27 protein-coding genes are annotated in these 26,413 nt (G+C 63.4%); 18 read left to right on the forward strand and 9 right to left on the reverse strand.

What is annotated here, in order from left to right; genetic code table 11:
• Positions 1–123 precede the first annotated feature (123 nt).
• The 3 genes from AC3D25_RS14290 to AC3D25_RS14300 are packed head-to-tail and all read left to right on the forward strand — an operon-like array spanning position 124 to position 2,151.
• On the forward strand, positions 124–1,038 hold the full coding sequence (locus AC3D25_RS14290; RefSeq protein ID WP_488889020.1) for a biotin--[acetyl-CoA-carboxylase] ligase: 915 nt from the start codon (positions 124–126) through the stop codon (positions 1,036–1,038).
• Positions 1,035–1,901: a type III pantothenate kinase gene (locus tag AC3D25_RS14295; RefSeq protein WP_488889021.1), complete on the forward strand. Its 867-nt coding sequence runs from the start codon at positions 1,035–1,037 to the stop codon at positions 1,899–1,901. Before AC3D25_RS14290 ends, AC3D25_RS14295 begins: the two co-directional genes overlap by 4 nt.
• 10 nt (positions 1,902–1,911) lie before the next feature.
• Positions 1,912–2,151: a hypothetical protein gene (locus AC3D25_RS14300; protein ID WP_488889022.1), complete on the forward strand. Its 240-nt coding sequence runs from the start codon at positions 1,912–1,914 to the stop codon at positions 2,149–2,151.
• A 9-nt stretch (positions 2,152–2,160) separates the two neighbouring features.
• Here the strand turns inward: AC3D25_RS14300 and rfaE2 are convergent, their stop codons facing one another.
• The 3 genes from rfaE2 to AC3D25_RS14315 form a co-directional block, all read right to left on the reverse strand.
• Positions 2,161–2,646 carry a D-glycero-beta-D-manno-heptose 1-phosphate adenylyltransferase gene (gene rfaE2, locus AC3D25_RS14305; protein ID WP_488889023.1) on the reverse strand — a complete coding sequence of 162 codons (486 nt, stop codon included), beginning with the start codon at positions 2,644–2,646 and terminating at the stop codon, positions 2,161–2,163.
• A gap of 150 nt (positions 2,647–2,796) precedes the next feature.
• The gene (locus AC3D25_RS14310) at positions 2,797–3,669 is read right to left on the reverse strand and encodes a ferritin family protein (RefSeq protein ID WP_488889024.1); all 873 of its coding nucleotides are present in this window, start codon (positions 3,667–3,669) and stop codon (positions 2,797–2,799) included.
• A gap of 446 nt (positions 3,670–4,115) precedes the next feature.
• Positions 4,116–5,111 (reverse strand): MerR family transcriptional regulator, encoded by a 996-nt coding sequence (locus AC3D25_RS14315; protein ID WP_488889025.1) that lies wholly within the window; start codon positions 5,109–5,111, stop codon positions 4,116–4,118.
• Positions 5,112–5,376: 265 nt separating this feature from the next.
• On the opposite strand from AC3D25_RS14315, the gene AC3D25_RS14320 reads away from it, so the two are divergent.
• Genes AC3D25_RS14320 through AC3D25_RS14335 form a run of 4 tightly spaced genes read left to right on the forward strand, consistent with a single transcriptional unit; the run spans position 5,377 to position 9,325 of the window.
• Positions 5,377–6,681: an NAD(P)/FAD-dependent oxidoreductase gene (locus AC3D25_RS14320; protein WP_488889026.1), complete on the forward strand. Its 1,305-nt coding sequence runs from the start codon at positions 5,377–5,379 to the stop codon at positions 6,679–6,681.
• Positions 6,678–7,505 carry a DUF1365 domain-containing protein gene (locus AC3D25_RS14325; RefSeq protein ID WP_488889027.1) on the forward strand — a complete coding sequence of 276 codons (828 nt, stop codon included), beginning with the start codon at positions 6,678–6,680 and terminating at the stop codon, positions 7,503–7,505. Before AC3D25_RS14320 ends, AC3D25_RS14325 begins: the two co-directional genes overlap by 4 nt.
• 6 nt (positions 7,506–7,511) lie before the next feature.
• On the forward strand, positions 7,512–8,777 hold the full coding sequence (locus AC3D25_RS14330) for a class I SAM-dependent methyltransferase (RefSeq protein WP_488889028.1): 1,266 nt from the start codon (positions 7,512–7,514) through the stop codon (positions 8,775–8,777).
• On the forward strand, positions 8,777–9,325 hold the full coding sequence (locus tag AC3D25_RS14335) for a chalcone isomerase family protein (protein WP_488889029.1): 549 nt from the start codon (positions 8,777–8,779) through the stop codon (positions 9,323–9,325). Before AC3D25_RS14330 ends, AC3D25_RS14335 begins: the two co-directional genes overlap by 1 nt.
• Here the strand turns inward: AC3D25_RS14335 and AC3D25_RS14340 are convergent, their stop codons facing one another.
• The gene (locus AC3D25_RS14340; RefSeq protein WP_488889030.1) at positions 9,326–9,520 is read right to left on the reverse strand and encodes an anti-sigma factor family protein; all 195 of its coding nucleotides are present in this window, start codon (positions 9,518–9,520) and stop codon (positions 9,326–9,328) included.
• Positions 9,514–10,104, reverse strand: a complete 591-nt coding sequence (locus tag AC3D25_RS14345; RefSeq protein ID WP_488889031.1) for a sigma-70 family RNA polymerase sigma factor — start codon at positions 10,102–10,104, stop codon at positions 9,514–9,516. Before AC3D25_RS14345 ends, AC3D25_RS14340 begins: the two co-directional genes overlap by 7 nt.
• A gap of 197 nt (positions 10,105–10,301) precedes the next feature.
• Here AC3D25_RS14345 and AC3D25_RS14350 point away from each other — a divergent pair, with 197 nt between their 5' ends.
• The 3 genes from AC3D25_RS14350 to AC3D25_RS14360 all read left to right on the forward strand — a co-directional run bounded on the left by AC3D25_RS14350 (position 10,302) and on the right by AC3D25_RS14360 (position 12,078).
• Positions 10,302–10,940 (forward strand): cytochrome b/b6 domain-containing protein, encoded by a 639-nt coding sequence (locus AC3D25_RS14350; RefSeq protein ID WP_488889032.1) that lies wholly within the window; start codon positions 10,302–10,304, stop codon positions 10,938–10,940.
• Positions 10,941–10,958: 18 nt separating this feature from the next.
• Complete coding sequence (locus AC3D25_RS14355) at positions 10,959–11,741, forward strand: molybdopterin-dependent oxidoreductase (protein WP_488889033.1); 783 nt, start codon at positions 10,959–10,961, stop codon at positions 11,739–11,741.
• Between the two features lie 85 nt (positions 11,742–11,826).
• Complete coding sequence (locus AC3D25_RS14360) at positions 11,827–12,078, forward strand: pentapeptide MXKDX repeat protein (protein ID WP_488889034.1); 252 nt, start codon at positions 11,827–11,829, stop codon at positions 12,076–12,078.
• A 73-nt stretch (positions 12,079–12,151) separates the two neighbouring features.
• Here AC3D25_RS14360 and AC3D25_RS14365 read toward each other — a convergent pair whose 3' ends face one another.
• The 3 genes from AC3D25_RS14365 to AC3D25_RS14375 all read right to left on the reverse strand — a co-directional run bounded on the left by AC3D25_RS14365 (position 12,152) and on the right by AC3D25_RS14375 (position 15,911).
• Positions 12,152–12,838 (reverse strand): PhaM family polyhydroxyalkanoate granule multifunctional regulatory protein, encoded by a 687-nt coding sequence (locus tag AC3D25_RS14365; protein WP_488889035.1) that lies wholly within the window; start codon positions 12,836–12,838, stop codon positions 12,152–12,154.
• Between the two features lie 1,105 nt (positions 12,839–13,943).
• Positions 13,944–14,771: an enoyl-CoA hydratase/isomerase family protein gene (locus AC3D25_RS14370; protein ID WP_488889036.1), complete on the reverse strand. Its 828-nt coding sequence runs from the start codon at positions 14,769–14,771 to the stop codon at positions 13,944–13,946.
• Positions 14,772–14,924: 153 nt separating this feature from the next.
• Entirely contained in the window at positions 14,925–15,911 is a 987-nt protein-coding gene (locus AC3D25_RS14375) for a fumarylacetoacetate hydrolase family protein (RefSeq protein ID WP_488889037.1), read from the reverse strand.
• A 98-nt stretch (positions 15,912–16,009) separates the two neighbouring features.
• Here AC3D25_RS14375 and AC3D25_RS14380 point away from each other — a divergent pair, with 98 nt between their 5' ends.
• The 7 genes from AC3D25_RS14380 (at position 16,010) to AC3D25_RS14410 (ending at position 23,816) form a co-directional block, all read left to right on the forward strand.
• Positions 16,010–16,834 (forward strand): IclR family transcriptional regulator, encoded by an 825-nt coding sequence (locus AC3D25_RS14380; protein ID WP_488889038.1) that lies wholly within the window; start codon positions 16,010–16,012, stop codon positions 16,832–16,834.
• Positions 16,835–16,951: 117 nt separating this feature from the next.
• Positions 16,952–18,142: a DUF3108 domain-containing protein gene (locus AC3D25_RS14385; protein ID WP_488889039.1), complete on the forward strand. Its 1,191-nt coding sequence runs from the start codon at positions 16,952–16,954 to the stop codon at positions 18,140–18,142.
• 61 nt (positions 18,143–18,203) lie between these two features.
• Positions 18,204–18,992, forward strand: coding sequence for an alpha/beta fold hydrolase (locus tag AC3D25_RS14390; protein ID WP_488889040.1), 789 nt, complete (start codon positions 18,204–18,206; stop codon positions 18,990–18,992).
• A 119-nt stretch (positions 18,993–19,111) separates the two neighbouring features.
• On the forward strand, positions 19,112–19,369 hold the full coding sequence (locus AC3D25_RS14395; RefSeq protein ID WP_488889041.1) for a BTH_I0359 family protein: 258 nt from the start codon (positions 19,112–19,114) through the stop codon (positions 19,367–19,369).
• Between the two features lie 200 nt (positions 19,370–19,569).
• Positions 19,570–20,694, forward strand: coding sequence for a homocysteine S-methyltransferase family protein (locus AC3D25_RS14400; protein ID WP_488889701.1), 1,125 nt, complete (start codon positions 19,570–19,572; stop codon positions 20,692–20,694).
• Complete coding sequence (gene metH, locus AC3D25_RS14405; protein WP_488889702.1) at positions 20,691–23,441, forward strand: methionine synthase; 2,751 nt, start codon at positions 20,691–20,693, stop codon at positions 23,439–23,441. Before AC3D25_RS14400 ends, metH begins: the two co-directional genes overlap by 4 nt.
• Before the next feature lie 135 nt (positions 23,442–23,576).
• On the forward strand, positions 23,577–23,816 hold the full coding sequence (locus tag AC3D25_RS14410; RefSeq protein WP_488889042.1) for a hypothetical protein: 240 nt from the start codon (positions 23,577–23,579) through the stop codon (positions 23,814–23,816).
• A 109-nt stretch (positions 23,817–23,925) separates the two neighbouring features.
• Here AC3D25_RS14410 and AC3D25_RS14415 read toward each other — a convergent pair whose 3' ends face one another.
• On the reverse strand, positions 23,926–24,252 hold the full coding sequence (locus AC3D25_RS14415; protein ID WP_488889043.1) for a DUF1840 domain-containing protein: 327 nt from the start codon (positions 24,250–24,252) through the stop codon (positions 23,926–23,928).
• Positions 24,253–24,492: 240 nt separating this feature from the next.
• On the opposite strand from AC3D25_RS14415, the gene argS reads away from it, so the two are divergent.
• Entirely contained in the window at positions 24,493–26,277 is a 1,785-nt protein-coding gene (argS, locus tag AC3D25_RS14420; RefSeq protein WP_488889044.1) for an arginine--tRNA ligase, read from the forward strand.
• Positions 26,278–26,413: the final 136 nt, after the last annotated feature.

A 26,413-nucleotide genomic window follows, 5' to 3' on the forward strand; every position in this document is an offset into this window, starting at 1 on the left:
GAAAATGGGAGCACTCATTGTAACGAAGGATCGCGGGAATTACGGTCAAGGGGCGCCGGAACGCCGCCCCACGGTTCGCGCCGGCTTCGGGCCGCTGCAGCTTTGGGCCGCTACAATAAGCGCATGAACTCCTCTAACTCGTCCTTCCCGCTCGACGCCGCCTGGCGCATCGACCGCGACCGCCTCGCCGCGCTCACCGCTGGCCCGGCGCGCGACTGGCCAGTCGAGATCGTCGACGAAACCGGCTCGACCAACGCGGACCTGATGGCCCAGATGAAGTCGATGCCGCGCGACGGCTCGCCTTCCGCCGCTTCCGCCGCGCTCGCGCCGCTGGTGCGTGTGGCCTATTCGCAGACCGCCGGACGCGGGCGGCGCGGCCGCGCGTGGGTCGCGCAGCCGGGCAACGCGCTGCTCTTTTCCACGGCGTGCGTGCTGCCGCGTTCCATCGAAGGGCTGGCGGGCCTGAGTCTCGCGGTCGGCACGGCCGTGCTCGATGCGCTTAACAGCCTGCCGCTGTCGGCATCCGCGCGGCTCGCGCTGAAATGGCCGAACGACGTGTTGATCGACGATGGCAAGCTCGCGGGCATTTTGATCGAGACGGCGTGGAATACGCCGCACTCGACAGCGGTGGTGATCGGGATCGGCATCAATCTGCACGGCGCGGCGCAACTGGCCGCCGATGTCGACGAAGCCGCGCGGCGCGGCGAAACGCCCGCGCCCGGCAACGTGCCGGCGGCGCTCGCGCGGGCGTGGCCGAACGCGAATCTCACCGAAACGCTTGCCGCGATGCTCGGCGCGCTGGAAAACGCGCTGACGCGCTTTGCCGCCGATGGCTTCCGGCCGTTCCGCCAGCCGTGGCTCGCGGCGCATGCGTATGCGGGCCGCGAAGTCGTGCTGCTCGAACAGGGCGTGGAAGTGGCGCGCGGCACGGCGGCGGGCGTCGACGATCGCGGTCAGTTGCAGATCGACACGCCCGATGGCCTGCGCACCGCGGCGACCGGCGACGTTTCGTTGCGTCTCGCGGAGCAGCGTCCATGAGCACCGCGCCGTTCCTCTTGATCGACGCGGGAAACAGCCGGATCAAGTGGTCGCTGGCCGCGCCGGACGGGGCGATGCTCGGCGGCGGCGTATTCGGCCACACGCACGGCCACACGCACGGGCACACGCACGGCCACACGCACGCCGACGACACCTCCGACCCCGACTGGACCGGCTTGCCGCGTCCGTCGGGCGCGTGGGTATCGAATGTGGCGGGCGATGCGGTCGGCGCACGGATCGACGCGCTGATCGACGCGCACTGGCCGGGACTCGCGCGTGCGAACGTGCGCGCTCAGGCGCGGCAATGCGGCGTGATCAACGGTTACGACGAACCGGCGAAACTGGGCAGCGACCGCTGGTCGGGATTGATCGGCGCGCGGGCCGCGTTTCCGGGCGAACATTTGCTGATCGCCACGTTCGGCACGGCGACGACGCTCGAAGCCCTGCGCGCCGACGGCGTGTTCACGGGCGGACTGATCGCGCCGGGCTGGTCGCTGATGATGCAGTCGCTCGGCACGAGCACCGCGAACTTGCCGACCCTCGACGCCGACTCGGCCCGCCGCGCGCTCGCCTCGGACGCCTCGGACGCCTCGCTCGCCTCGGACGCCAAGCCGAGCGTGTTCGCGACCGGCACGCGCGCCGCGCTTTCATCGGGATGCCTGCTCGCGCAAGCGGGGTTGATCGAACGTGCGTGGCGCGAACTCAAAGATGAACGCAAGACGGATGTGCGCCTCGTGCTCGGCGGCGGCGCAGCCAATGAGATCGCGAGCGTGCTGACGGTGCCGCACGCTCGCCACGATTCACTCGTCCTTTCGGGGTTGTCGCTGATCGCGCGCGACGCCTCGACCCGCAACCTTTCCTGACGGAGCGCTCATGCTGCGCTGGCTACTCGCTGGACTCTTCCTCGCCAACCTGCTGATGTTCGTCGTCGCGAAAGGCGTGTTCGGACCGTTGCCGTCGGCGGGCGCGCGCGAGGCGTATCACCTCGATCAGCAAGTGCGCCCCGAAGCCCTCCGCACGCGTGCGATGCGCGCCGAGGACGCCGCCGATCAAGCCGTGGTCGGCGGTCCCGCGCCCGCCGCGCCGGTAAAGGCCGCGCCGCTCGCGCAGTGATCGCCGGCGTCAGTCCTGCTGTGCGCGGACTTTTTTGAGTAGCGCGGTGGTCGAGCGGTCGTGCTCGAAGGCAATCGCGAGCGCCGTGCCGCCCCAGCCGCGCACGAGCGCCGATTCCGCCAGCGTGTCCATGTCGTAATCGCCGCCCTTCACGAGCACGTCCGGATGCACCGCGCCGATCAGTTCGAGCGGCGTCGTCTCCTCGAATCTCACCACCCAGTCCACGCTTTCGAGCGCGGCGAGCAGCGCCATGCGATCGTCCTCGCGATTGATCGGGCGGTCGTCGCCCTTGCCGAGCGTGCGCACCGACGCGTCGCTATTCACACCGACAATCAGCGTCGCGCCGAGCGCCTTCGCGTCCGCGAGATAGCTCACATGCCCGCGATGCAGGATATCGAACACGCCGTTCGTGAAGACGACCGGGCCGTCGAGCGTCGCGCGACGGGCGGCGAGCGCATCGCGCGTGACGATCTTGCGTTCGAAAATGGCTGGCATTGCGGTGCTCGCTAGGAAATTTGATTAGCGCGCATTTTGCCACGCTGCGCCGCGCACGCGTTCCCGCGCCGCGCCGATAAAACGAAACAGCCCGCCGGGCGCACCCGGCGGGCTGTTTCTATGCTTTTACGACGTTGAGGAAAGAACGCGTCAGGCAGGCTGTTGCGTCGTTCCTTGCGCGGCTTGAAGACGCAGCACGACTTCCTTGCGATAACGGTTCAATTCCTGCGCGGTCGCGAACGAACGCTCGAAGAGAATGGACAGGTTATGCAGAATTCGCTCGACCACCTTCTTTTCCCAGCTGTCGTCGAAACGGATTTGTTCGTCGAGCCAGTGTTCGAGCCATTCCGGGTCCGGCAGACGCGACTGGATGGTGTCGCGCGGGAACAGCGCCTGATTGACGTGCAGGTTGGTCGGATGCAGCGGCTTTTCCGTGCGTCGCGCCGACGCCATCAGCACGCCGATCTTCGCGAACGCCGCGCGCGCCGTATCGCCCGCCTGCGACATCGCTTTCTTCATGTAGCGCAGATACGCGCCGCCATGACGCGCTTCGTCGCGCGAAATGGTTTCGTAGATATGCTTGATGACCGGCTCGGTATGCCACTCGGCCGCACGGCGATACCAGTGGTTCAAGCGGATTTCGCCGCAGAAGTGGAGCATCAGCGTTTCGAGCGGCGGCGCCGGATCGAATTCGAAACGCACCGCGTGCAGTTCTTCTTCGGTCGGGACCATTTCCGGCTTGAAGCGGCGCAGATACTCCATCAGCACGAGCGAATGCTTCTGTTCTTCGAAGAACCACACGCTCATGAACGCGGAAAAGTCGCTGTCGTGATGGTTGTCGCGCAGGAACATTTCCGTTGCGGGAAGCGCGGACCATTCGGTGATCGCGTTCATCTTGATGGTTTTCGCTTGCTCGTCGGTGAGCAGCGAGGCATCAAATGTGTCCCAGGGAATGTCTTTCTCCATGTCCCAACGAACCGATTCCAGCGATTTATAAAGTTCCGGATAAAGCATCGTGTTCATAGTCCACCCCTGATCTGCCACGTAGTGCGACATTCTGTCTGTAGTTACTCTCGGCCCGCCGCGAGTGGAACGCGCGCCGGACAACCAAGCTTTCAATTTTACGCGGGATCGGACGCTCAGATGCGATAAACCGCAAAGAGGCGTCTGCCGCGGCCCGCCCGTCCGTTTCATGCGACGTGTATCTGCCCGTTCCGAGCACGTCGCGTTATCAAGCGAGCGATGCGTCTGTCTACCGTGGGTGAGGAGCGAAACCTGTGCCTGGGGTATAACGAGGCCTGAATCGGCGCGAAGCCCAAAGTCCGAGGCCTGTTTGCGCCGACGATGCGCAGCATGCATGCCGCACGTGACATTCTGATGCGTTTGCCATGTGCCGCAGCGCTTAATGAATAATGCCGCAAGACAACACCGCAAAACCACGCCGCAAAATCACGCGGAAGGCGTGCTGATCATAGCATGGCGCCCTGCCGCCACTCTGCGATAACTTCTTCGATCTGCGCAAGTCCCGGCACCTGCACGACGCCCTCATGCAGCTTGCGGCGCAACGCGGGACTGCTGCCGCCAACCCAGATCGGCACGTTCAGCGGCAACATGCCGCGCAACTCCGCCAGCCCGTTCGTCACGACTTGGGTGGGCATCGCCGCCGAGAACGACAGCGCCACGATCTCCACGCCCTGCGCGTTCACCGCATGCGCAATATCGTGCAGCGGCGTTTGCGTGCCCAGGGCCAGGCACTCGCAATCGCACAGGGAAAAGAGCGCCTCGGCCATCAGAATGCCGAGCCCGTGCGCCTCGCCCGGCAAGGTCGTCAGCAGGATTCGCGGATGGCCGCCACGGCCGCGCAGTGCGTCGGAAAGCGGGCGCAGCAATGCGCGCAAGGTCACCTGCATCGCTTCGCTGAACAGATGCTCGTGATAAACCTGCAGCGTGCCCGCCGCCCACGCGTTGCCCACGCGTGCCGCCAGCGGCGCGGCCACATCCAGTACGAAGCGTTCGAGGCCATCGCGCGTCGCCCGCCGCAACAGGTCGAAGCGGAAATCGTCGAAAGCGCCGCGGCGCAGCAACTCGACGTAGTGATCCAGTTCCACGTCCGGCGCATCTTGTCCGACGCCCGAGGCTGATGCCAGTTCCTGCAGCATGTCGATCGACTGCGCGAGCACCTTGCTCGGCCGGTGTCCCGCGTCCAGCAAGCGTTTGACCAGCCGCAGCTTGGTCACCTGCTCCTGCGGATAAAGCCGCTCGCCACCCGAGGAACGCAGCGGCTGCGGAAAACCGTAGCGCCGCTCCCAAACCCGCAGCGTGTCCTTCGTCAGGCCGATCTCATGCGCAATCGCGCCGATCCCGATCCCTCCCGCGCCCGGATCCGTCACGAAGGCCGCCGGCGTGTCTACGGGCGAATCGACACCGGTGCCGGACTTGGAACCTAAATCAGTTGAATTTGTCATGGACAAAATGGATATTCAAACAGAGCCTAATAAGGATAATCGGCTTATATTCATGCCATTAGCCGCTTTGCCAACGCGATCATCATAGACGAATTTGTAATCGTGCATAGACAAAAAATGGTCATCAGTAAGTGCTTAAACCGTAGACAAACTGCATCCAGCGCGCCGCGCGCTGCGTAATTCGAAAGACAAGGCTCAAAAGACAAGGCGGCCCGGGACCGGCGGCCATCGAAAACAAGTTGCACACGACACGCGGAGCAACGCCATGAAGGTTGCGGTTATCGGCGGGGGGATATCGGGGCTGGCTTGCGCCTACACGCTCGCGCGAAGCGGCGCGGCGGTCGAGGTCACGTTGTTCGAGGCAAACGGCTACGTCGGCGGCCACACCAATACGGTCGACGTCACGCTCGACGGCATGACGCACGGCGTGGATACCGGCTTTCTCGTGTTCAACCATCGCACGTACCCGAATCTGGTCCGGCTATTCGACGATCTCGGCGTGGCGACTACCGCGACCGACATGTCGTTTTCCGTGGCGCTCACCGACCGCAAGTTCGAGTGGGCGGGCAGCGATCTCAACACGGTGTTCGCCCAGCGGCGCAACGTGCTGCGCCCGGCTTTCCTGCGGATGCTCGCGGATATCCTGCGCTTTAACCGCACGGCAACCGCGCTGGCGCTCGCGGGCGAAACCTCGGCGCCGGAAACGCTGGCCGAACCGGTGAGCCGCTTTCTCGAACGCGAGCGCTTTTCCACGGCGTTTCGCGACTGGTATCTGCTGCCGATGATCGGCGCGATCTGGTCGTGTCCGCTCGATCGGATGATGGCGTTTCCGGTCGGCACGCTGATCCGCTTTTGCCACAATCACGGCTTGCTGCAGATCAACGACCGGCCGCAGTGGCGCACCGTCGACGGCGGCGCGCGCGAATACGTGCGGCGGATGCTGCCGCATATCGCCGATGCGCGCGTCGGTCAGCCGGTTCACGCGGTGCGGCGCGTGGCGGGTCAGGTCGAAATTCGGAGCGCGCGTGGCGTCGAACATTTCGATCACGCCGTGCTCGCCTGCCATAGCGACCAGACGCTGCGCCTCCTCGACGACGCATCGCCCGACGAACGCGCGACGCTCGGCGCGATCGGCTACGCGCCGAATCGCGCAGTGCTTCACACGGATGCGTCGCTGCTGCCGTCGCCGCGCGCGTGGTCGGCGTGGAATTACGAGAGCCGCAGCGGCGAGCTCGGCCGCGATCCGGCGCTTTGCGTGCATTACCTCATCAACCGTCTGCAGCCGTTGCCGTTCAAGACGCCCGTGATCGTCTCGCTGAATCCGGTGCGCGAGCCGCGCGCGGACTGCGTGATCCGCGAATTCGCGTACAGCCATCCCATCTTCGATCAAGCCGCCGTCGCCGCGCAGCAGCGTCTGCCCGCGCTGCAAGGCGTGCGAAACACCTGGTTTTGCGGTGCGTGGACCGGCTACGGCTTTCACGAGGACGGCCTGAAATCCGGACTGGCGGCGGCATCGGCGCTGATCGCTGCGAGTAAAGACCGTCGCGACAATCTGGTGCTCGCCGCATGATGACGCCCCGAACCTTCGATTCGCCCGATCTGTTGATGATCGGCCCGGTGCGGCATCGGCGGCTGCGTCCGGCGCGCAATGCGTTTTCCTACGGCGTGTACGCGCTGCGGCTGCCACTGCGCGCCCGCGCCGCGCGAGCAGCGTCCGGCGGATCGCGGCTGTTTGCGAACAACCGCTTCGGCTTGCTGAGTTTCTACGACCGCGATCACGGCGACAGCACGCAAACTCCGCTCGCGTGGATCGAGCAATTGCTGCGGACGAACGGGATCGAAGACGCCGACGGCGAGATCTTCCTGCACACCTTCCCGCGCGTGCTCGGCTACGTGTTCAATCCGGTGAGCTTCTGGTTTTGCGAACGCGCGGACGGCGCGTTGCGCGCCGTGCTGTGCGAGGTGAACAACACGTTCGGCGAGCGCCATTGCTATCTGCTCGACACCGGCGACGTCATCCCGAACGGCGTGCCGCTCACCGCGCGCAAGGTGTTCGAGGTATCGCCGTTTTGCGCGGTGACCGGCAGCTATACGTTCCGCTTTCTGTTCGCGCCGCCCAAACACGGCAAGCCGATGCGCTCGGTCGCGCGCATCGACTACGACGACGGCGCGGGGCCGCTCCTCATCACGAGTATCGCGGGCGAGGCGCGTCCCGCCGATACCGCGCACGTCCTTCGCGCATTTTTCGGCTATCCGCTGATGACGTTCGGCGTCGTCGCGAGAATTCACTGGCAGGCGCTCAAGCTGTTCGCGAAGCGCGTGCCGTTCCTGCACAAACCCACGCCGTCGAGCGCGAAACGCTCGCGCGCGCGCGGCGAGTTTCCGACCCGGTGAGGCGCAATGCCAGCACAGCCGTCTTCTTCGACCTCGTTCCTCAATCCGCTCGCATGGCTTGAGCCGTGGCTGCGCACGCGGCGCGGCGCACGGCCGCCTGCCGCCGCCCGGATGCTGCTGAAACTGCTCGGCAAGCTGAACTACGGCATGCTCGACGTGCAGTTGCCCGACGGCACGACGCGCTGTATCGGCCACGCCGCCGATGGCGCACCGCACGCGCGCGTGATCCTGCATAACTGGAACGTGTTCGCTGCGTCGCTGAAAAGCGGCGATATCGGATTCGCCGAAACGTACCTCGCGGGCGACTGGCATACCGACGATCTCGCCGCGCTCCTCGACATCGTGGTGCGCAATCGCGCGGCCATCGAGGCGGCGGTATACGGTTCGCGGATCGGCCGGCTCGTGCATCGCGTGCGGCATCTGCGCCACGCGAACACGCGCGAAGGCAGCCGCCGGAATATCCAGGCGCATTACGATCTCGGCAACGCGTTTTATCGGCTGTGGCTCGATGAAACCATGACGTATTCCGCCGCGCTTTTCGACGGCACGCCGGACCAGACGCTCGCCGATGCGCAACGCGCGAAGTATCGGCGATTGCTTGGCGAAGTCGGTTGCGCAGAGTCGGCGCGGATACTGGAAATCGGCTGCGGCTGGGGCGGTTTCGCGGAACTGGCCGCGCGCGAAACGGCGGCGCACGTGACGGGACTCACGCTTTCGACCGAGCAACTCGCCTACGCGCAGCAGCGCATGGACGACGCCGGCCTCACGGACCACGCCGATTTGCGCCTGCAGGATTATCGCGATGCGCACGGCCAGTACGACGCGATCGTTTCCGTCGAAATGTTCGAGGCGGTGGGCGAGGCTTACTGGCCGGGATATTTCGAGTGCATCAAACGTAACCTGAAGCGCGGCGGGCGGGCTTGCGTGCAGACCATCACCATCGACGATGCGCTGTTCGAGCGGTACCGCAAAAGCAGCGACTTCATTCAGCAATATATTTTCCCTGGCGGTATGCTGCCCTCGGCGAGCGCATTCGCGCGCAGCGCGCAGCGCCACGGACTGAAAGTCGTCAACCAGCTTGCGTTCGGGAAAGATTACGCGCGCACGCTGCGCCTGTGGCGCGGCGCGTTTCTTGCAAATCTGGACGAGGTACGCGCGCAGGATTTCGACGCGCGCTTCATTCGTCTCTGGGATTTTTATCTATGTTATTGCGAGGCCGCGTTCGCGCACGCGAACACCGACGTCATCCAGTTCACGCTGGAACACGCGTGATGCGCGCGGTACGGCTCGCGTTCGCCGCGTTCCTGACGCTCGCCGCGCAAGCCGCGTTCGCCTTCGATGCCGCGCCGCTCGTGCGCGAAGTCATTCCACAAGCGCATGTGCAGGGCGAAGGCACGCTGCGTCTTTACGGCTTGCGTATCTACGATGCCCGCCTTTATGTCGGGCCGACGAATCTTGCGAGCAATGAAATGACGGTGCGGCCGTTCGCGCTCGATATCGAATATGCGCGCGCGTTCAAGGGCGCGTCGATCGCCAAGAAGGGCCGCGAGCAAATGGACGATCTCGCGCTCGCGAGCCGCGCGCAGACGGCACAATGGCAAAAGGACATGGAAGGCATGTTCCCGGACGTGCAGGCGGGCGACCATATCGTCGGCGTGTTCATGCCTGAGAGCGGCACGACGTTCTATTCCAACGAAAAGAAGCTCGGCAGCATTCCCGGCGAAGCATTCGCGCGCGCGTTCTTCTCGATCTGGTTCGATCCCCGCACCGGCGCGCCCGGCTTGCGGCAAGCGCTGCTCTCGGGCGGCTCGGCGAACTGATCAATCGGCGGTGTCGTCGAGTGTTTGCGTGACGACATCGCGGCACGCGTTTCTCAACACCGTCATGTCGTGACGATAATTCGTGCATCCGGTGCAGGCGAACAGATGCAGGCGCAACCGGATGCGCTCGCCGAGCGCCAGACGCTCGTTCATTTCATTCGACATCAAAAGCGTCGCTTCCTTGCACGTCAGCATGGCTTGTCCTTCCCGTCGAACCATTTGTCTTCAAGGCACACGCGCAGCGCCATCTTCGCGCGATGAAGGATCACGCCGCAGTTGGTTTTCGTGATCGACAGTTCGATGCACACGTCGTCCACGGCGACGTCGAGGAATTCGCGCATCATGAAAACGCGAGCCGTCGCGGGCGGCAGGTTATCCAGGCAAAGCTGGAAAACCGTCCAGAACTGCGTCTGCGCGAACGTGGCCTCGGGGTCGCCCCACGCCGACGGCCGCTCTTCCTTCTTCCAGTGATCGTGCTCGTTGAAGAGCGCGTCGAATGCGTCGGCGGGAATCTCATCTTCGTACACGCGCACCGGCGCGTTTCGCGCGCGAGAGCGAAACGTATCGACTATCTTGTTCTTAAGGATCGCGAATACCCACGTACTGAATTGCGCTTGCCCGCGAAATTCCTCGATCCGCGCCATCGACGCAAGCATCGCTTCCTGCACTGCGTCTTCCGCCTCGGTTCGGTCGCGTAACTGCAGCAACGCGAAACGCAACAGCATTTCACGCAGGCGGCCGAGGTTGGGCTGAAATCGCGGGGAGGTGACATCGCTCATGGACGGGGACGCTGGCTCAATCAGTTAGAAAAACGCATAACTCATATTAAAACGACGCGACTTTCTTAAGCCTTACGCGCCGCCGACAAATCGCTCGCTCAACTTTTTTTCGCGGCCGGTGTAATGCCGCACCCCGCCGTGCGACTAAATCGACAACAACGCACGAAAACAGCTCCATCAGCTTAGAGGAACATCAGATGACCGCGCAACCTACTCAGGCCGCCGTGCCCGGCGGCGCTCCCGCACGCATCCGCGCGTTCCAGCCGGTATGGGTTCGCATATCGCACTGGCTCAACGCGCTGGCGGTCGTGTTGATGGTGTTGTCGGGATGGCGAATCTATGACGCGTCGCCGGTTTTTAAAGGCTTTGTGATCCCGCCGGGCATCACGTTGGGCGGCTGGCTCGGCGGTGCGCTGCAATGGCATTTCGCCGCAATGTGGCTGCTGTTTTTCAACGGCCTGTTCTATCTCGCGATGAATCTCGTCACCGGCCGCATCGCGCGCAAGTTTTTCCCGCTGTCGCCCATTGCGATTTTCCGCGACCTGAAGCTCGCGCTCACCGGCCATCTCTCGCACGACGATCTCAGCCGCTACAACGCGGTGCAAAAGTTCGCGTACCTGTTCGCGATGGTCGATCTGATTGTGCTCGTGCTGTCCGGGCTCGTGATCTGGAAATCCGTGCAATTCCCGACGCTGCGCGGACTTCTCGGCGGCTACGACAACGCGCGCATCGTGCATTTCGTCGCGATGTCGCTGCTGGTGGCGTACACGGTCGTTCACGTGGCGATGGTCGCGCTCGTGCCGCGCTCATTCCTCACGATGATTCGCGGCCGCTGAAACCCGAGGAACGCCACCATGAAACCGAAAAAGAATCTGCTGATCGCGCCGGAGTTGGATCGCGAGTCGTTGCTCATCGACGCGCGGCGCGAACTGAAAATGCCCGCGCGCCGGCTGTTCGGCAAGCAACTCATCTCGCTTGGCGGACTCGCGATGCTGACCGGCTGCGGCTTGTCCAGCAACCAGTCCGTCGAAACGTTCCTGACTCGCGTGTCGCGCCTGAACGACGGCGTGCAAGGCTGGCTGTTCGATCCAAACCGGCTCGCGCCGACCTACACGGAAGCTGAAATAACGCGGCCGTTTCCGTTCAACGCGTTCTACGGCATCGACGATGTGCCGGTTGTGGACGGCTCGGATTACCGCCTGCAGGTGAGCGGGCTGGTCGCGAACAAGCGCGCAATGACGCTGCCCGAACTTTATGCGCTGCCGCAGGCCGAGCAGATCACGCGGCATATTTGCGTCGAAGGCTGGAGCGCGATCGGGCGCTGGGGCGGCACGCCGTTTTCGACCTTCCTGAAACACGTGGGCGCGGACACGACCGCGAAGTACGTTGGCTTCAAATGCGCCGATGACTATTTCGAGAGTATCGACATGGCGACCGCGCTGCATCCGCAGACGCTGCTCACCTTCACTTATGACGGCAAGACCTTGCCGCCCAAATACGGATACCCGATGAAGCTCCGGATGCCGACCAAGCTCGGCTACAAGAATCCGAAGCACGTCATGGAGATTTTCGTCACGAATGCATTCCCTGGCGGCTACTGGGTCGATCAGGGATACAACTGGTTCGGAGGATCCTGACGCGGCGAGACTTCAAGCGCCGCGGCAGACTTTCGATTCACCCCGGCTGGACCGGACAGCATTAAAAACAGACCATGAGGTTGATATGAAATTCTTTGTGACCGCAGCACTCGCCGCCACGCTGGCCCTGTCGGGTTCGATGGCTTTCGCGCAAGATTCGATGGCGAAGGATTCGATGGCGAAGGATTCGATGTCGAAGGATTCGATGTCCAAGGATTCGATGTCGAAGGACGGGATGTCGAAGGATTCGATGTCCAAGGACACGATGAAGAAATCGGCCAAGCCGAAGCACGACTCGATGGGCATGCAGCACAGCGACACGCAGATGAAGCAGTAAATCGCAGCCGGTATCGGGTCCACGCGACTGGCGCACGGACCCGAAGCCGTCGTTGAAAATTGCGCTTACGGGCTCAAGCGGGCTTCTTCTTCGCCGGTGCTTTCTTCGCGGCCGACGATGTTTTCTTCGTTGCGGAAGCGTCCTCCGCACTCGGCGACGCTTGTTGGTCTTCTTCGCTACTGTCCTGAGGTGCTGCTGCAGCGCCGGTCTGAGTCATCGCGAGACTCGCCAACTGGTTGAATTGCGACTGCAACATGTTCCACCATCCCGAAGGATCGAATGCAGCGTCGTTCGCGCCCGCCTCCGGCGCATTCGTATCGGCGCGATCGTCGCGGGCAGTGTCCGACGCTTTCGGCGTCTCCGGCGCGCTGCTCGAAGGCCAGCCTGGCGTGCTCGGCGCCTTTTCCATCGACGACTGCGCGTAAGCGCCGAATGCGCGCAACGTCGCGAGCGTGGCGCGCTGCACTTCGAGCGCCTGAATCGCCGATTGCAGCATGTTGAGGTTCAGCTTAAGCCACTGCTCGACTGCGCGCATGTCCTTGATCCGCTTGTCGAGTTCCTCGACGTTGGTGAGCGGCGCGAGCATGTCGGACATCATCGAAAGCGACGGACCCATGCTGGAACTGCCGCCGGGCATCGCGGCAGCGAACGGGTTCATGCGCATCATCTCCCACATTTTTTCCATCATGTCGGACTGGTTGAAGCCGGGGAAGCCGGCGAAGTTGCCGAAGGGCGAGTTGCCGCCGGGGGTGTCGGTCATGCGATTCTCCTTGCCGAGGTTTTGGGTTGCTGGCGCGTCGCTTTTGTTTGCCTGCGCTTCCTGGAAACTTGCTTTCGTGTACGTCTATTAGCTCTGCCCCTGTCCGGGGCGGACGGTTTTGGTTTGCTGGCGCCCTTGCTTTTGTTTTCCCGTGCTTCCTGGAAACTTGCTTTCGTGTTCGTCTATCAGCTCTGCCCCTGTCCGGGGCGGACGGTTTTGGTTTGCTGGCGCCCTTGCTTTTGTTTGCCCGTGCTTCCTGGAAACTTGCTTTCGTGTACGTCTATTAGCTCTGCCCCTGTCCGGGGCGGACGGTTTTGGTTTGCTGGCGCCCTTGCTTTTGTTTGCCCGTGCTTCCTGGAAACTTGCTTTCGTGTACGTCTATTAGCTCTGCCCCTGTCCGGGGCGGGACTCACTTTCTTTGCTGCTGCAAAGAAAGTAAGCAAAGAAAGCAGCGTGACCGTCTAAGTGTCCACTTCTCATATCCACCCGGATAGGCCCGCAAGCTGATTCGGCCATCGCGCGTTCGTTCGGATTGGCACAGCGCCTGTCAGTTCCATCCTCGCTACGCGAGGACGACAGGCACATCAAAAACCAGCGGGCGGCGGGCGGCGTTCGTTCGTTCGTTCGTTCGTTCGTTCGTTCGTTCGTTCGTTCGTTCGTTCGTTCGTTCGTTCGTTCGTTCGGTTCGGTTCGGTTCGGTTGTTCGGTCGGTTGTTTGGTTGTTCGTTCGGTTATGCCTTGCCGGCAGGCACTTTGTGCCTGACGGGATGGATGAGCGGCTCCACTCTGTTGTGTGGTGCGATGGCCGAATCAGCTTGCGCGCCTATCCGCACGGTTATTCGTGGTGGACACTTAGGTGGATAAGCTGCTTTCTTTGGTTACTTTCTTTGCAGCAGCAAAGAAAGTGACTGCTGCCGCGCATAGCGGCGTGCTAATAAACCTACACGAAGGCAAGCTCCCAGAAAGCGCAACACAGCCACGCGGCGTACCCAACCCAACCCAACTGAACCCAACCCAACCCCGGCCAACCCCGGCCACTCCTGCGAACTTTAGCCCAAAACTCCCAAATCAACGGCCCGCCAAACACCCCTCCGCGCGCAAGCGCTCAGACCGGCGCCCCGCCAGAAAAATCCGGCGCACGCCGCTCCCTCAACGAGCGCACACCTTCCTGCACGTCCGGCCCGGAAAACCCCATAAATTCGAGCGCGAGCGATGCATCGAAAGTGGGACCCGCCGAGCGCAACCAGTTGTTCAACGCGTATTTGGTCCAGCGGATCGCCGTCTGCGAGCCGAGCGCTAACCGGTTCGCCACTTCGATCGCCTTCGGCATGAGTTCGGTTTCGTCGACGGCAAGCGACACGAGGCCGATCCGCTCCGCCTCCTCGCCGCTCACCGGCTCGCAAAGCAGCAGGTAATACTTCGCCTTCGCCATGCCGCACAAAAGCGGCCACACGATCGCCGCGTGATCGCCGGCGGCCACGCCGAGACGCGTATGACCATCGATAATCCGCGCCGTCTTCGATGCGATCGAAATGTCCGCGAGCAAGCCCGCGACGAGCCCCGCGCCGACCGCCGGGCCGTGCATCGCGGAGACGATCGGCTTGCTGCAATTGATAACGTTGTAGACGAGATCGCGCGCCTCGCGCCAGACGCGCGTGCGTACATCGAAATCCGACGCCATCTGCTCGACCAGTTCGAGATCGCCGCCCGCCGAGAAGCCCTTGCCCTCGCCACGGATCAACGCGACGCGCGTGTCCGGATCGCGGTCCACGTCGCGCCAGATTTCGGCGAGTTCGCGGTGCATGCCGGCGTCGGCGGTCGCGAGTCCGCTCTTGTTCGCGCCCGCGCCGCTCATCACGATTTCGAGCACGCCATGCGGATGACGCCGCAATTTCAGCGACGAATAGTGCGCGTAGAAAGAGAGATCGCTCATGTCGGTCGATGTCGGTTTGGCGGAGGAAAGCAAGGGTCCGGTCGTGGTCCGGATGTGCGGCGTCCGGCGCCCAAGTGTAGAGCGCGCCGCCCGCACGGCGCATCGGGCAAAACCCGTTGCATAGCCGGCGGGCGCGGGCGGGCGCGGCCTGCGTCAGTGTTCCGGGGCGACGACCGCCTGATCGATTGCGCCGAAGATCGACCGGCCTGCTTCGTCGAACATCTCGATCTTCACGCTGTCGCCGAACTTCATGAATTCGGTCTGCGGCGCGCCGTGCTCGATCGTCTCCAGACAGCGCTTTTCGGCGATACAGCAGTAGCCGCGCCGCGCGTCCTTGTTCGAGATCGTGCCCGATCCGACAATCGCGCCCGCGCGCAGATTGCGCGTCTTCGCGGCGTGCGCGATCAACTGGCCGAAGTGGAACACCATGTCCGTGCCGCAATCCGGCTGGCCGACTTTCTTGCCGTTCCAGTGCACGATCATCGGACGGTGGACGCGGCCTTCGCGCCACGCTTCGCCTAGTTCGTCGGGCGTGACGGCGACCGGCGAGAACGAACTTGCGGGTTTGCTCTGGAAAAAGCCGAAACCTTTCGCGAGTTCGGCTGGTATCAGGTTGCGCAGCGAAACGTCGTTCACGAGCATCAAAAGGCGCACGTGGCGGAGCGCTTCGTCGGGCATCGCGGTCATCGGGACGTCGCTCGTGATCGCCGCGACTTCCGCCTCGAAGTCGATACCGAATGCTTCCGACGCGCACACGATGTCGTCGGCCGGTCCGATGAAGTCGTCGCTGCCGCCCTGGTACATCAGCGGGTCGGTCCAGAATTCGGGCGGCATTTCGGCGCCGCGCGCGCGCCGCACGAGTTCGACGTGATTCACGTAGGCCGAGCCGTCGGCCCACTGGAATGCGCGCGGCAGCGGCGCCATGCAGGCTTTTTGATCGAAGGAGAACGTGTTGCGCGCGCGGCCCTGGTTAAGCGCGTCGGAGAGCTCCTGCAATTGCGGCGCGTAGAAGGCCCAGTCGTCGAGCGCGCGTTGCAGCGTGCCCACGATCGTGTCCGCGATCGCGGCGGTGCGCAGATCGCGCGACACGACGACGAGCTGACCGTCGCGCGTCCCGTCCTTCAGCGTGGCAAGTTTCATAAAGCGTTTGGCGTTTAGTGACGATGGAAGAAATCTATTTTACGATGGTGAATCCCAGGCCGGCTGGTTTCGCGCGCCCTTCAACGCATTTTTCGCCTATGTCCACGCCTTCCAGCCTCGACGCCGCTCACGCCGGCACGGATTCCGACGACGCCGTCGAGGAAAAGGCGCGCTCCGGCATCCAGTCGATCGAAGTCGGTTTCCGGCTGCTCGACGTGCTGACAAACGAGCCGCACGCGATGATGCTGCGCGATCTCGCGCGGCTCGCAGGCATGAGCCCGGCGAAGGCGCATCGCTATCTCGTGAGTTTTCAGCGGCTCGGGCTGGCGTCGCAGGACCCGGTGTCGGGGCGCTACGAACTCGGCGGCTTCGCGCTCCAGATGGGTCTCGCGCGACTCGCGCGCGTGGACGGCGTGAGCCTCGCGCGGATCGCGCTCGCCGATTTGCGCGACCGGCTAGACCAGACGGTTGGTATCGCGGTATGGGGCAATCAGGGGCCAACGGTCGTCCACTGGATGGAATCGAGCCATCCGGCAAAGGCGTCGCTCAGGCTCGGCGATGTGATGCCGCTGCTCTCGTCGGCGACTGGATTGCTCTTCGCCGCGTATCTGCCGCGCAGCAAGACGCGGGCGATTCTCGCGCGCGAACTCGAACAGACGGGGCGCTCGCTGGACGAAATAGAACCGCTTCTCGCCGAGGTCCGGCGAAACGGCGCAGCGCGCGTCGAGGGGCTCTTGCTGCCGGGCATTCAAGCGTTCTGCATGCCCGTCTTCGATTCGACCGGCGATCTCGCGCTCGGCCTGATCGCGCTGGGTCACGAGCAGTCTTTCGATATCCGCTGGGATGGCGCGATCGGCGCTGCTTTGCGCGCTTGCGCGAGCGAACTTTCCTACCAGCTCGGGTATAAAGCGGGCGTTCGCTAGCGCCTTTCGCGCGTGCGGCGTAAGCATGCGCGGAACATCAACGAACGGCGGACGGTCCTACGCGCTTGGCTTATCTGATTTTTTACTCTTAACCGCGTGCGCGCGCCGAGCTTCTTCATGCCGTTTTTTCCCTCACGCCGTTCCAGTCGCGACGAAATTTCCGCCGACGACCTGACGCCGCCGCCGCGGCGCTTGTGGCGCTGGATGGCGGTGCTCGCCGCCGTGCTCGCGCTGCACTGGAGCGCGGCGCGCTGGGTCGGCGGGAACGACGGCAAGTCGATCACGACGCCGCCCGAGCGGCCGCCTGTTCAGGTCGCGCTGCTCACGCCCAAGCCGGTGGAGCAAGCGCCGCCGCCCGCGTCCAAACCGGTCGAGCCACAGAGAAACGCCGCGCCGCTGAAATCACCAACGCCACCGAGCCGCGCGCCCGCGCCCGCGCCGACCATCGCCCAAGTCGATCCCGCCGCAGCACAGGCCGCAGCACAAGCCGCCGCCAGCGCAGCTTCGGCGGCTCAGGCGGCTCAGGCGGCTGCGGCTGCGGCTGCCCAAGCCGCCCAAGCCGCCCAGCCCGCCCCGGGCGACAAATTCAGCGTCCCGCCCAGCGGCGAACTGCGCTACGACACGCTTGTAAACGGTGTCACCAACCAGATCGGCACGATCCACTGGATCAACGACGGCCAGCACTACGAGATGGTCGTCTCGATCCCGCTGCCGTTCGTCGGGCCATACGTGTATTCGAGCAAGGGTCATATCGACCGCTTCGGCATCGCGCCCGAGCAATATTCCGAGCAGCGCGGACGCCACGCCGCCGACGTGACCGTGTTCAATCGCGAAACGAAACAACTCGTCTACACGCGCACGCCCGACAGCAAGCCACTCGCCGACGGCGGGCAGGACCGGTTCAGCGTCGTGATGCAACTCGCAAGCCTCGTGCGCGGCTCGCCCGACGCTTACCGGCCCGGCGTGACGCGCCAGTTCAGCGTCGCCGATAACGACAGCAGCGAAATCTGGCCGATCGAAACGGTCGGCGACGAATCCGTGCAGACACGTGATGGTTCCACCCAGGCGCGCCATTTCACCCGTCTCCCGCGCCGCAACGGCGACCGGCGACGGCTCGATATCTGGCTCGCGCCCGCGCTCGGCTGGTTGCCGGTCCGCATTCTCCAGACCGAGCCGAACGGCATGCAGATCGAGTTACTTTGGCGCGGCAAGCTCCAGCCGCCCGCAGCCGACAACCCGTCGGAGCCGGGCACGCGCGATGCGTCAGAAGAAAGCGCAAGCGCCTCGCCGCAACCCGAAAAGCCCTGACGCCCAAGCTTTCCGGCGCAAGGCAGGCATTTTTCGAACCCGTCCTATTTCCGGAGCCGATATGCAGGTGACGAACAACGGTATCGAAACGCGTTATGTCCTGAGCAACGAGAGCGGCGGCCCATGGCTCACGTTCATCCATCAACTCGGCGGCGATTTGTCCGTGTGGGACCAGATGGCCGGCTATTTCAGCAAGGATTTCACCGTGCTGCGGTACGACCTGCGCGGCCACGGCGAAACGAAGGAATCGCCGGGCGCGTTCGCGATCGAAGATCTCGCAGCCGATCTCGCGTCGCTCCTCGATCAGCTCGGCGCGCCGAGCACGCATGTCGTGGGGTTATCGATTGGCGGAATGGTCGCGCAGCATTTCGCGGCGGACTTCCCCGACCGCGCGGATTCGCTCACGGTGGTCAGCGCGCCCGCGTTCACCCCCGAAAGCGCGCGCACCGCTTTCGACGAGCGCGCGGCGTCCGTGCGCAAAAACGGTGCACAGAGTATTGTGGATGCGACGCTCGAACGGTGGCTTTCCGCAGATTTCAGAAAGGCGCATCCCGAAGTCGTCGAGCAAGTCGGGGAAACAATTGCACGTACGCAACCGGAGAGTTTCGCTCGCGCGGCCGAGGCGGTGCGGGACTTCGACGCGCGCGGGAAGCTCGGGTCCATCCGCTGTCCGACGCTGGTTGTCGCCGGTGAGCGCGATACGGGCACGCCAACTGCTGCTGTTCGGGTGATTGCCGAGTCGGTTGCAGGTGCGCAATTCGAAATACTCGATGCGGCGCATCTGTCCCCGGTAGAACAATCGCAACGTTTCACCGCTGTGCTGGAAACGTTTTTGCGTCAAGCTGTCTAATCAAAAGCCTCGATGGGCTTCTCGGCTTCACGTCGAGGCCACCCCTTGAATTCCAACCTAAACGCTCTCACATAAGGTGCATGACTGCCTCAGAGCAAACAGGAATAAGGAGTGTCGCCATGCAAATGATCTACAACAGCCCCAACTATTGCGTTGTCGAATTTCCGCCGCAGGACAACCATCTCGCCATGAAGGCGGGCGGCTACGAGATCGTCGACAAAAACATGCAGCGTGAAATATTTATCGAAGGCGCGCTAGCGGCGCGGTTCCGAGAGCATGTGCAGAAGTTGATGGAAGAAGAGCAATCGCTTGAAGACGTCGATGAATTTCTAGGCCAGTTCGATATCTTGATGAACCAACCGGTCATTCTTCACTGATAAAGCGCCTTCCGCGTAAAACGGTGACACATCCGAAAACCCCGCCGCGCTCCGGCGGGGTTTTTTATTTGATGCTTACCCGTTGCCGGTCTCCGCGCGTTTCGCCCCAGCGGGCCGCAATCGCGCTCAAGCCAAAGCGACGCGATTCGGCAACGATTACAATGACGGGTTATTCCAACCTGGTGCGAGCCTTGCCCGACATGAACCAGACCGCCACTCCGAACACTCCGGCTCCGGCCGGCCGCCCGCCCGAGCGCGTGTATACGCGCGGCGCCGCGCTGCCCGCGCTCCTGCGCGAGCGCATTCTGATTCTCGACGGCGCGATGGGCACGATGATCCAGCGCTACAAGCTCGATGAAGCCGCGTATCGTGGCGAGCGTTTCAAGGATCTCGACCGGGACATCAAGGGCAACAACGAACTGCTGTCCATTACACAGCCGCATGTGATCCGAGAAATTCACGACCAGTACCTCGCGGCCGGCGCGGATATTCTCGAAACGAACACGTTCGGCGCGACCAGCGTGGCGCAAGCCGATTACGGCATGGAAGCGCTCGCGGCGGAAATGAACCGCGAATCGGTGAGACTCGCGCGCGAAGCCTGCGATAAATACTCGACGCCGGACAAGCCGCGCTTCGTCGCGGGCGCGATCGGTCCGACGCCAAAAACCGCGAGCATTTCGCCCGATGTGAACGATCCGGGCGCGCGCAACGTGACCTTCGACGAACTGCGCGACGCGTACTACGAGCAGGCCAAAGCGCTGCTCGACGCGGGCTGCGATCTTTTTCTCGTCGAAACCATCTTCGACACGCTGAACGCGAAGGCCGCGCTGTTCGCACTCGACGAGCTTTTCGAGGACACCGGCGAACTGCTGCCGGTGATGATTTCCGGCACCGTGACCGACGCGTCGGGCCGCATTCTGTCGGGCCAGACCGTCGAGGCGTTCTGGAACTCGCTGCGCCACGCGCGTCCGCTGACCTTCGGCCTGAACTGCGCGCTGGGCGCAGCGCTGATGCGCCCGTACATCGCGGAACTCGCCAAGCTCTGCGATACCTACGTGTCCTGCTATCCGAACGCCGGCCTGCCGAATCCGATGAGCGACACCGGCTTCGACGAAACGCCGGACGTCACATCGCGCCTGCTGCTCGAATTCGCGCAGGCGGGTCTCGTGAACCTCGCGGGCGGATGCTGCGGCACGACGCCCGAACACATCGCGGAAATCGCGAAGGCGCTGGCGGACGTGAAGCCGCGCGCATGGCCCGCGGCCTATCGAGACCACGGTCGCGACGGCGACGACCGCGACGGTGACGACCGCCACGCCGCCTGAACGCCCTTCAACGCTTACCACCGCACACCATGACCGATCACTCGATGCGCCTCTCCGGCCTTGAACCCTTCAACGTCAGCGAAGGTTCGCTTTTTATCAACGTCGGCGAGCGCACCAACGTGACAGGCTCGAAAGCCTTCGCGCGCATGATCCTGAACAATCAGTTCGACGAAGCGCTCGCGGTCGCGCGCCAGCAGGTTGAAAACGGCGCGCAGGTGATCGACGTGAACATGGACGAGGCCATGCTCGATTCGAAAGCGGCCATGGTCCGCTTCATGAATCTGATCGCCTCGGAGCCGGATATCGCGCGCGTGCCGGTGATGATCGACTCGTCGAAGTGGGAGGTGATCGAGGCGGGGCTGAAGTGCGTGCAGGGCAAGGCCATCGTGAACTCGATCTCGCTGAAGGAAGGCGAGGACGCGTTCCGCCATCACGCCACGCTGATCCGCCGATACGGCGCGGCGGCCGTCGTGATGGCCTTCGACGAACAAGGCCAGGCGGACACCTACGAGCGCAAGACGCAGATCTGCAAGCGCTCCTACGACTTCCTTGTGAACGAAGTGGGCTTCCCGCCCGAAGACATCATCTTCGACCCGAACATCTTCGCCATCGCGACCGGGATCGAGGAGCACAACAACTACGCCGTCGATTTCATCAACGCGACGCGCTGGATCAAGCAGAACCTGCCTTACGCCAAGATCAGCGGCGGCGTGTCGAACGTGTCGTTCTCGTTTCGCGGCAACGATCCCGTGCGCGAGGCCATTCACACCGTGTTCCTCTATCACGCGATTCAGGCGGGCATGGACTTGGGCATCGTGAATGCGGGGCAACTGGGCGTCTATCAGGATCTCGATCCCGAATTGCGCGAGCGCGTGGAAGACGTCGTGCTGAACCGTCGCGACGACGGCACCGACCGGCTGCTCGAGATCGCCGACAAGTTCAAGACCGGCGCGGCGAAAAAGGAAGAAAACCTCGAATGGCGCAACCAGCCGGTCGAGGCGCGTCTGTCGCATGCGCTCGTCCACGGCATCACGAACTTCATCGTGGAAGACACCGAGGAAGTGCGCGCGAAGATCGAGCAAGCGGGCGGCCGGCCGATCAACGTGATCGAAGGTCCGCTGATGGACGGCATGAACGTGGTCGGCGATCTGTTTGGCGCGGGCAAGATGTTCCTGCCGCAAGTGGTGAAGTCGGCGCGCGTGATGAAGCAGGCGGTCGCGCATCTGATCCCGTTCATCGAGGAAGAAAAGAAGCGCATGGCCGATGCCGGCGAAGACGTGCGGCCGAAGGGCAAGATCGTGATCGCGACCGTGAAGGGCGACGTGCACGATATCGGCAAGAACATCGTCTCCGTCGTGCTCCAGTGCAACAACTTCGAAGTGGTCAACATGGGCGTCATGGTGCCGTGCGCGACCATCCTGCAAAAGGCCAAGGACGAAGGCGCGGACATCATCGGACTGTCGGGGCTGATTACGCCGAGCCTCGAAGAAATGGCCTACGTAGCGTCCGAAATGCAGCGCGACGACTATTTCCGCGGCAAGCAGACGCCGTTGCTGATCGGCGGCGCAACCACTTCGCGCGTTCACACGGCCGTGAAAATCGCGCCGCATTATGACGGCCCGGTGGTGTATGTGCCGGACGCCTCGCGCTCGGTGTCGGTGGCGTCGAGCCTGCTGTCCGATGAAGGCGCGGCGAAGTATCTCGACGATCTCAAGACCGACTACGACCGAATCCGCAAGCAGCACGCGAACAAGAAGGCGCAGCCGATGGTGACCTACGCCGAGGCGCGCGCGAACCGCGCCAAGATCGACTGGTCTTCGTATCAGCCGAAAAAGCCCACGTTCATCGGGCGGCGCGTGTTCAAGAACTACGATCTCGCCGATCTCGCGAACTATATCGACTGGGCGCCGTTCTTCCAGACGTGGGATCTCGCGGGTCCGTATCCGGCGATTCTCAACGACGAGATCGTCGGCGAGTCGGCGCGCCGCGTGTTTTCGGACGGCCGTGCGATGCTGTCGCGCATCATCCAGGGCCGCTGGCTGCAGGCGAACGGCGTGCTGATGCTGCTGCCCGCGAACACCGTGAACGACGACGACGTCGAAATCTACACGGACGAAACGCGCAGCCAGGTTGCGATGACCTGGCGCAATCTGCGCCAGCAGAGCGTGCGTCCTATCGTGGACGGCGTGAAGCGGCCGAACCGCTCGCTTGCCGACTTCATCGCGCCGAAGGATTCAGGCGTGGCCGACTACATCGGCATGTTCGCGGTGACGGCGGGCCTCGGCGTGGACAAGAAGGAAAAGCGGTTCGAAGCCGATCACGACGACTACAGCGCGATCATGCTGAAGGCGCTCGCGGACCGCTTCGCCGAAGCCTTCGCCGAAGCGCTGCACGCGCGGGTGCGTCGCGAACTGTGGGGTTACGCGGCGGACGAAACGCTCAACAACGAATCGCTGATCGCGGAGAAATATCGCGGCATTCGTCCCGCGCCGGGTTATCCGGCGTGCCCGGATCACCTCGTGAAAAAGGACATGTTCGAGGTGCTTCAGGCTGGCGATATCGGCATGAGCGTGACCGAATCGCTCGCGATGCTGCCCGCCGCGAGCGTTTCGGGCTTCTATATCGCGCATCCGGACAGCACGTACTTCTCGGTCGGCAAGATCGGCGCGGATCAGGTGGAGAGTTTCGCGTCGCGCATGTCGCTCTCGCAGAACGACGCCGAACGTGCCCTCGCGCCGTTGTTATAGCCGATATACGGCGGGCGTGATGCGTAAAAGCATCAAACGCCATGTCAGGATATTTTTTGATTCCGTAGACTCAAGGATGCGAATGACCGTCAAAACGACGGTCACGCATCCAATTATCGTCCCGGAGAAAGTCGAATGAAGAAACTGATGCCCGCTGTAGCCATTGCCGCCGCTGTGCTGTTCACCTCTGCCAGTCCGGTTGCGTTCGCGCAGCCCGCAGCGCCGGGAACGACGGCCAGCAGCGCGTCGTCGTACTCGCCGCCGGTGACGGAGCACCAGAAGAAGCCGAAGAAGCCGAAGGCGCCGAAAGCATCGAAGAAGAAGCCGTCGGTCCCGCCGGCAGCCGAATCGACTTTGAACGGCCAAGGTCAGTAAGCGCGGGCCGTCGTTTCATCGGAAGAAAAAAACCCGCATCGGCGACGATGCGGGTTCTTTTATGATTTTGAAATGACCGCTGAAAAACGATCGGCGTTCAGACGCCCCTTCACACGCCCCAGATGATGTCCGTGTTCGCTTTCTGCGCGAGCCGCAACATGTCGAGGAACGGAAACGCGCGCTGCGCGAGACCGATCGGGATTTCGTGATGTTCGTGGCCTTCCTCGCCTTCGTGGAAATGGCCGTCGTGTTCGGCGCGTTCCTGCTTGTCGACGGCGACCGCCGATTCCAGCTTTTGAATCGCGACAGGCAGTTCCTCGTGCGTGATGACACCGCGTTCACCCACCCGCTTGCCGATGATGCCGAGCAAATAATCGGCGAGGTTCTGGAGCATCTGCACGTCGGGTGCAGCGCTGGTTTTAAATGTGATCAGCATGGCACGGTCCTTTTCGTTATGTTGCGTTGTCAGCAAAACGCTCCGGCTGAAAACGCCGGCGCGCAACGATCTCCCTGACAACGACCCTGATTCGACATATTAGCACCTGCTAAAATCCTGTTTTATCGAAAGTACGTCGCGAAAGAAGCGCCGCCGGACGGCGCGCGGCTTAACGCTCCGCGTGCGTTCGGCACGGCCAGTCACGCCGCCACGGACCCGCTCTACTGGATCACACTCAGCATGCTGCCCGCACAAAAACACACTCTAGAAACGTTGCTTACCGACGCGGTCAGCCAGGTCGCGGTCGCGACTCAGGGCGCGTCGGAAGCCGCCTTCGTCGCGCCGGCCATCGTCCTCGAACGCCCGAAGGTTGCGGCGCATGGCGATATCGCCTCGAACGTCGCGATGCAGCTTGCCAAACCCTTGCGCGCGAATCCGCGGCAACTGGCGCAGCAGATCGTCGATGCGCTGCTCGGCAATCCCGCAGCCAAAGGGCTCGTCGAAGCCGCCGAAGTGGCCGGTCCGGGTTTCATCAACCTGCGTCTCGCGGCAACGGCGAAGCAAGCCGTGGTCCCGGCCGTGCTGGCCGAGGGCGCGACTTATGGCAATTCGACCCGCGAGCACGGCAAGCAGGTGCTGATCGAATTCGTCTCGGCGAACCCGACCGGACCGCTGCACGTCGGCCACGGCCGTCAGGCGGCGCTCGGCGACGCGCTCTCGAACCTGCTCGCCACGCAAGGCTACGCGGTCCATCGCGAGTTCTATTACAACGACGCGGGCGTGCAGATCGGCAACCTCGCCATTTCGACGCAAGCGCGCGCGCGCGGCCTCAAGCCGGGCGATGCGCTCTGGCCGGAGTCGGCCTACAACGGCGAATACATCGCCGATATCGCGCGCGACTATCTCGCGGGCGCGACGGTCGCCGCGAAGGACGGCGCGCCGGTCAAGGGCGCGGGCGATGTGGAAAATCTCGACGCGATCCGCACGTTCGCCGTCGCGTATCTGCGTCACGAACAGGACATGGACCTGACCGCGTTCGGCGTGAAGTTCGACCAGTTCTATCTGGAGTCGTCGCTGTACAAGGAAGGCCGCGTCGAATCGACGGTGAACGCGCTGGTGGCCGCGGGCAAGACCTACGAACAGGACGGCGCGCTGTGGCTGCGCACGACCGACGACGGCGACGACAAAGACCGCGTGATGCGCAAGACCGACGGCACGTACACGTATTTCGTGCCGGACGTGGCGTACCACATCGCGAAGTGGGAGCGCGGCTTTACGAAGGTCATCAACGTGCAGGGTTCGGATCACCACGGCACGATCGCGCGGGTGCGCGCCGGTTTGCAGGGTCTCGGCGTCGGCATTCCGAAGGGCTATCCCGACTACGTGCTGCACAAGATGGTCACGGTGATGCGCGACGGCCAGGAAGTGAAAATCTCCAAGCGCGCGGGCAGTTACGTGACGGTGCGCGACTTGATCGAATGGTCGGGCGGCATGACGCCGGGCAGCGAGATTTCCCCGGAGCAACTCGACGAAGCCACCGTCCGCCGCGGCCGCGATGCCGTGCGCTTCTTCCTGATCTCGCGCAAGGCGGACACGGAATTCGTGTTCGATATCGATCTGGCGTTGAAGCAAAGCGACGAGAACCCGGTGTATTACGTGCAGTACGCGCACGCGCGCATCTGCACGATTCTCGGCGACTGGCAGACGCGTTATGCGGGCGATCTGAAGGCCGTGCCGAACGCCGATCTCGCGCCGCTCGCAAGCGAACGCGCGATGGCGCTCCTGAACAAGCTCGCGGAATATCCGGACATGCTCTCGCACGCCGCCGACGAACTCGCGCCGCACGCGGTCGCGTTCTATCTGCGCGACCTCGCCGGTGAATTCCACTCGTTCTACAATGCGGAGCGCGTTCTCGTCGATGAAGACGCGCCGCGCAATGCACGTATTGCCTTGCTTGCCGCGACGCGCCAGGTGCTGGAAAACGGCCTCGCGACCATCGGCGTTTCCGCTCCCGTCAAGATGTAATTCGCCGCGGCCGCGTGCCGCCCGCGACGCCGGAACCTTCCGGCGCGGGCGGCACGCGCGGCCGTGCGTCAAGCCACGCTTCGGGCCGCCGTTATAATCGTCGGCCGTTCAGAAGTCTTTTTGCAGGTGATTCATA

It is taken from the genome of Caballeronia sp. SL1002 (assembly GCF_057814995.1).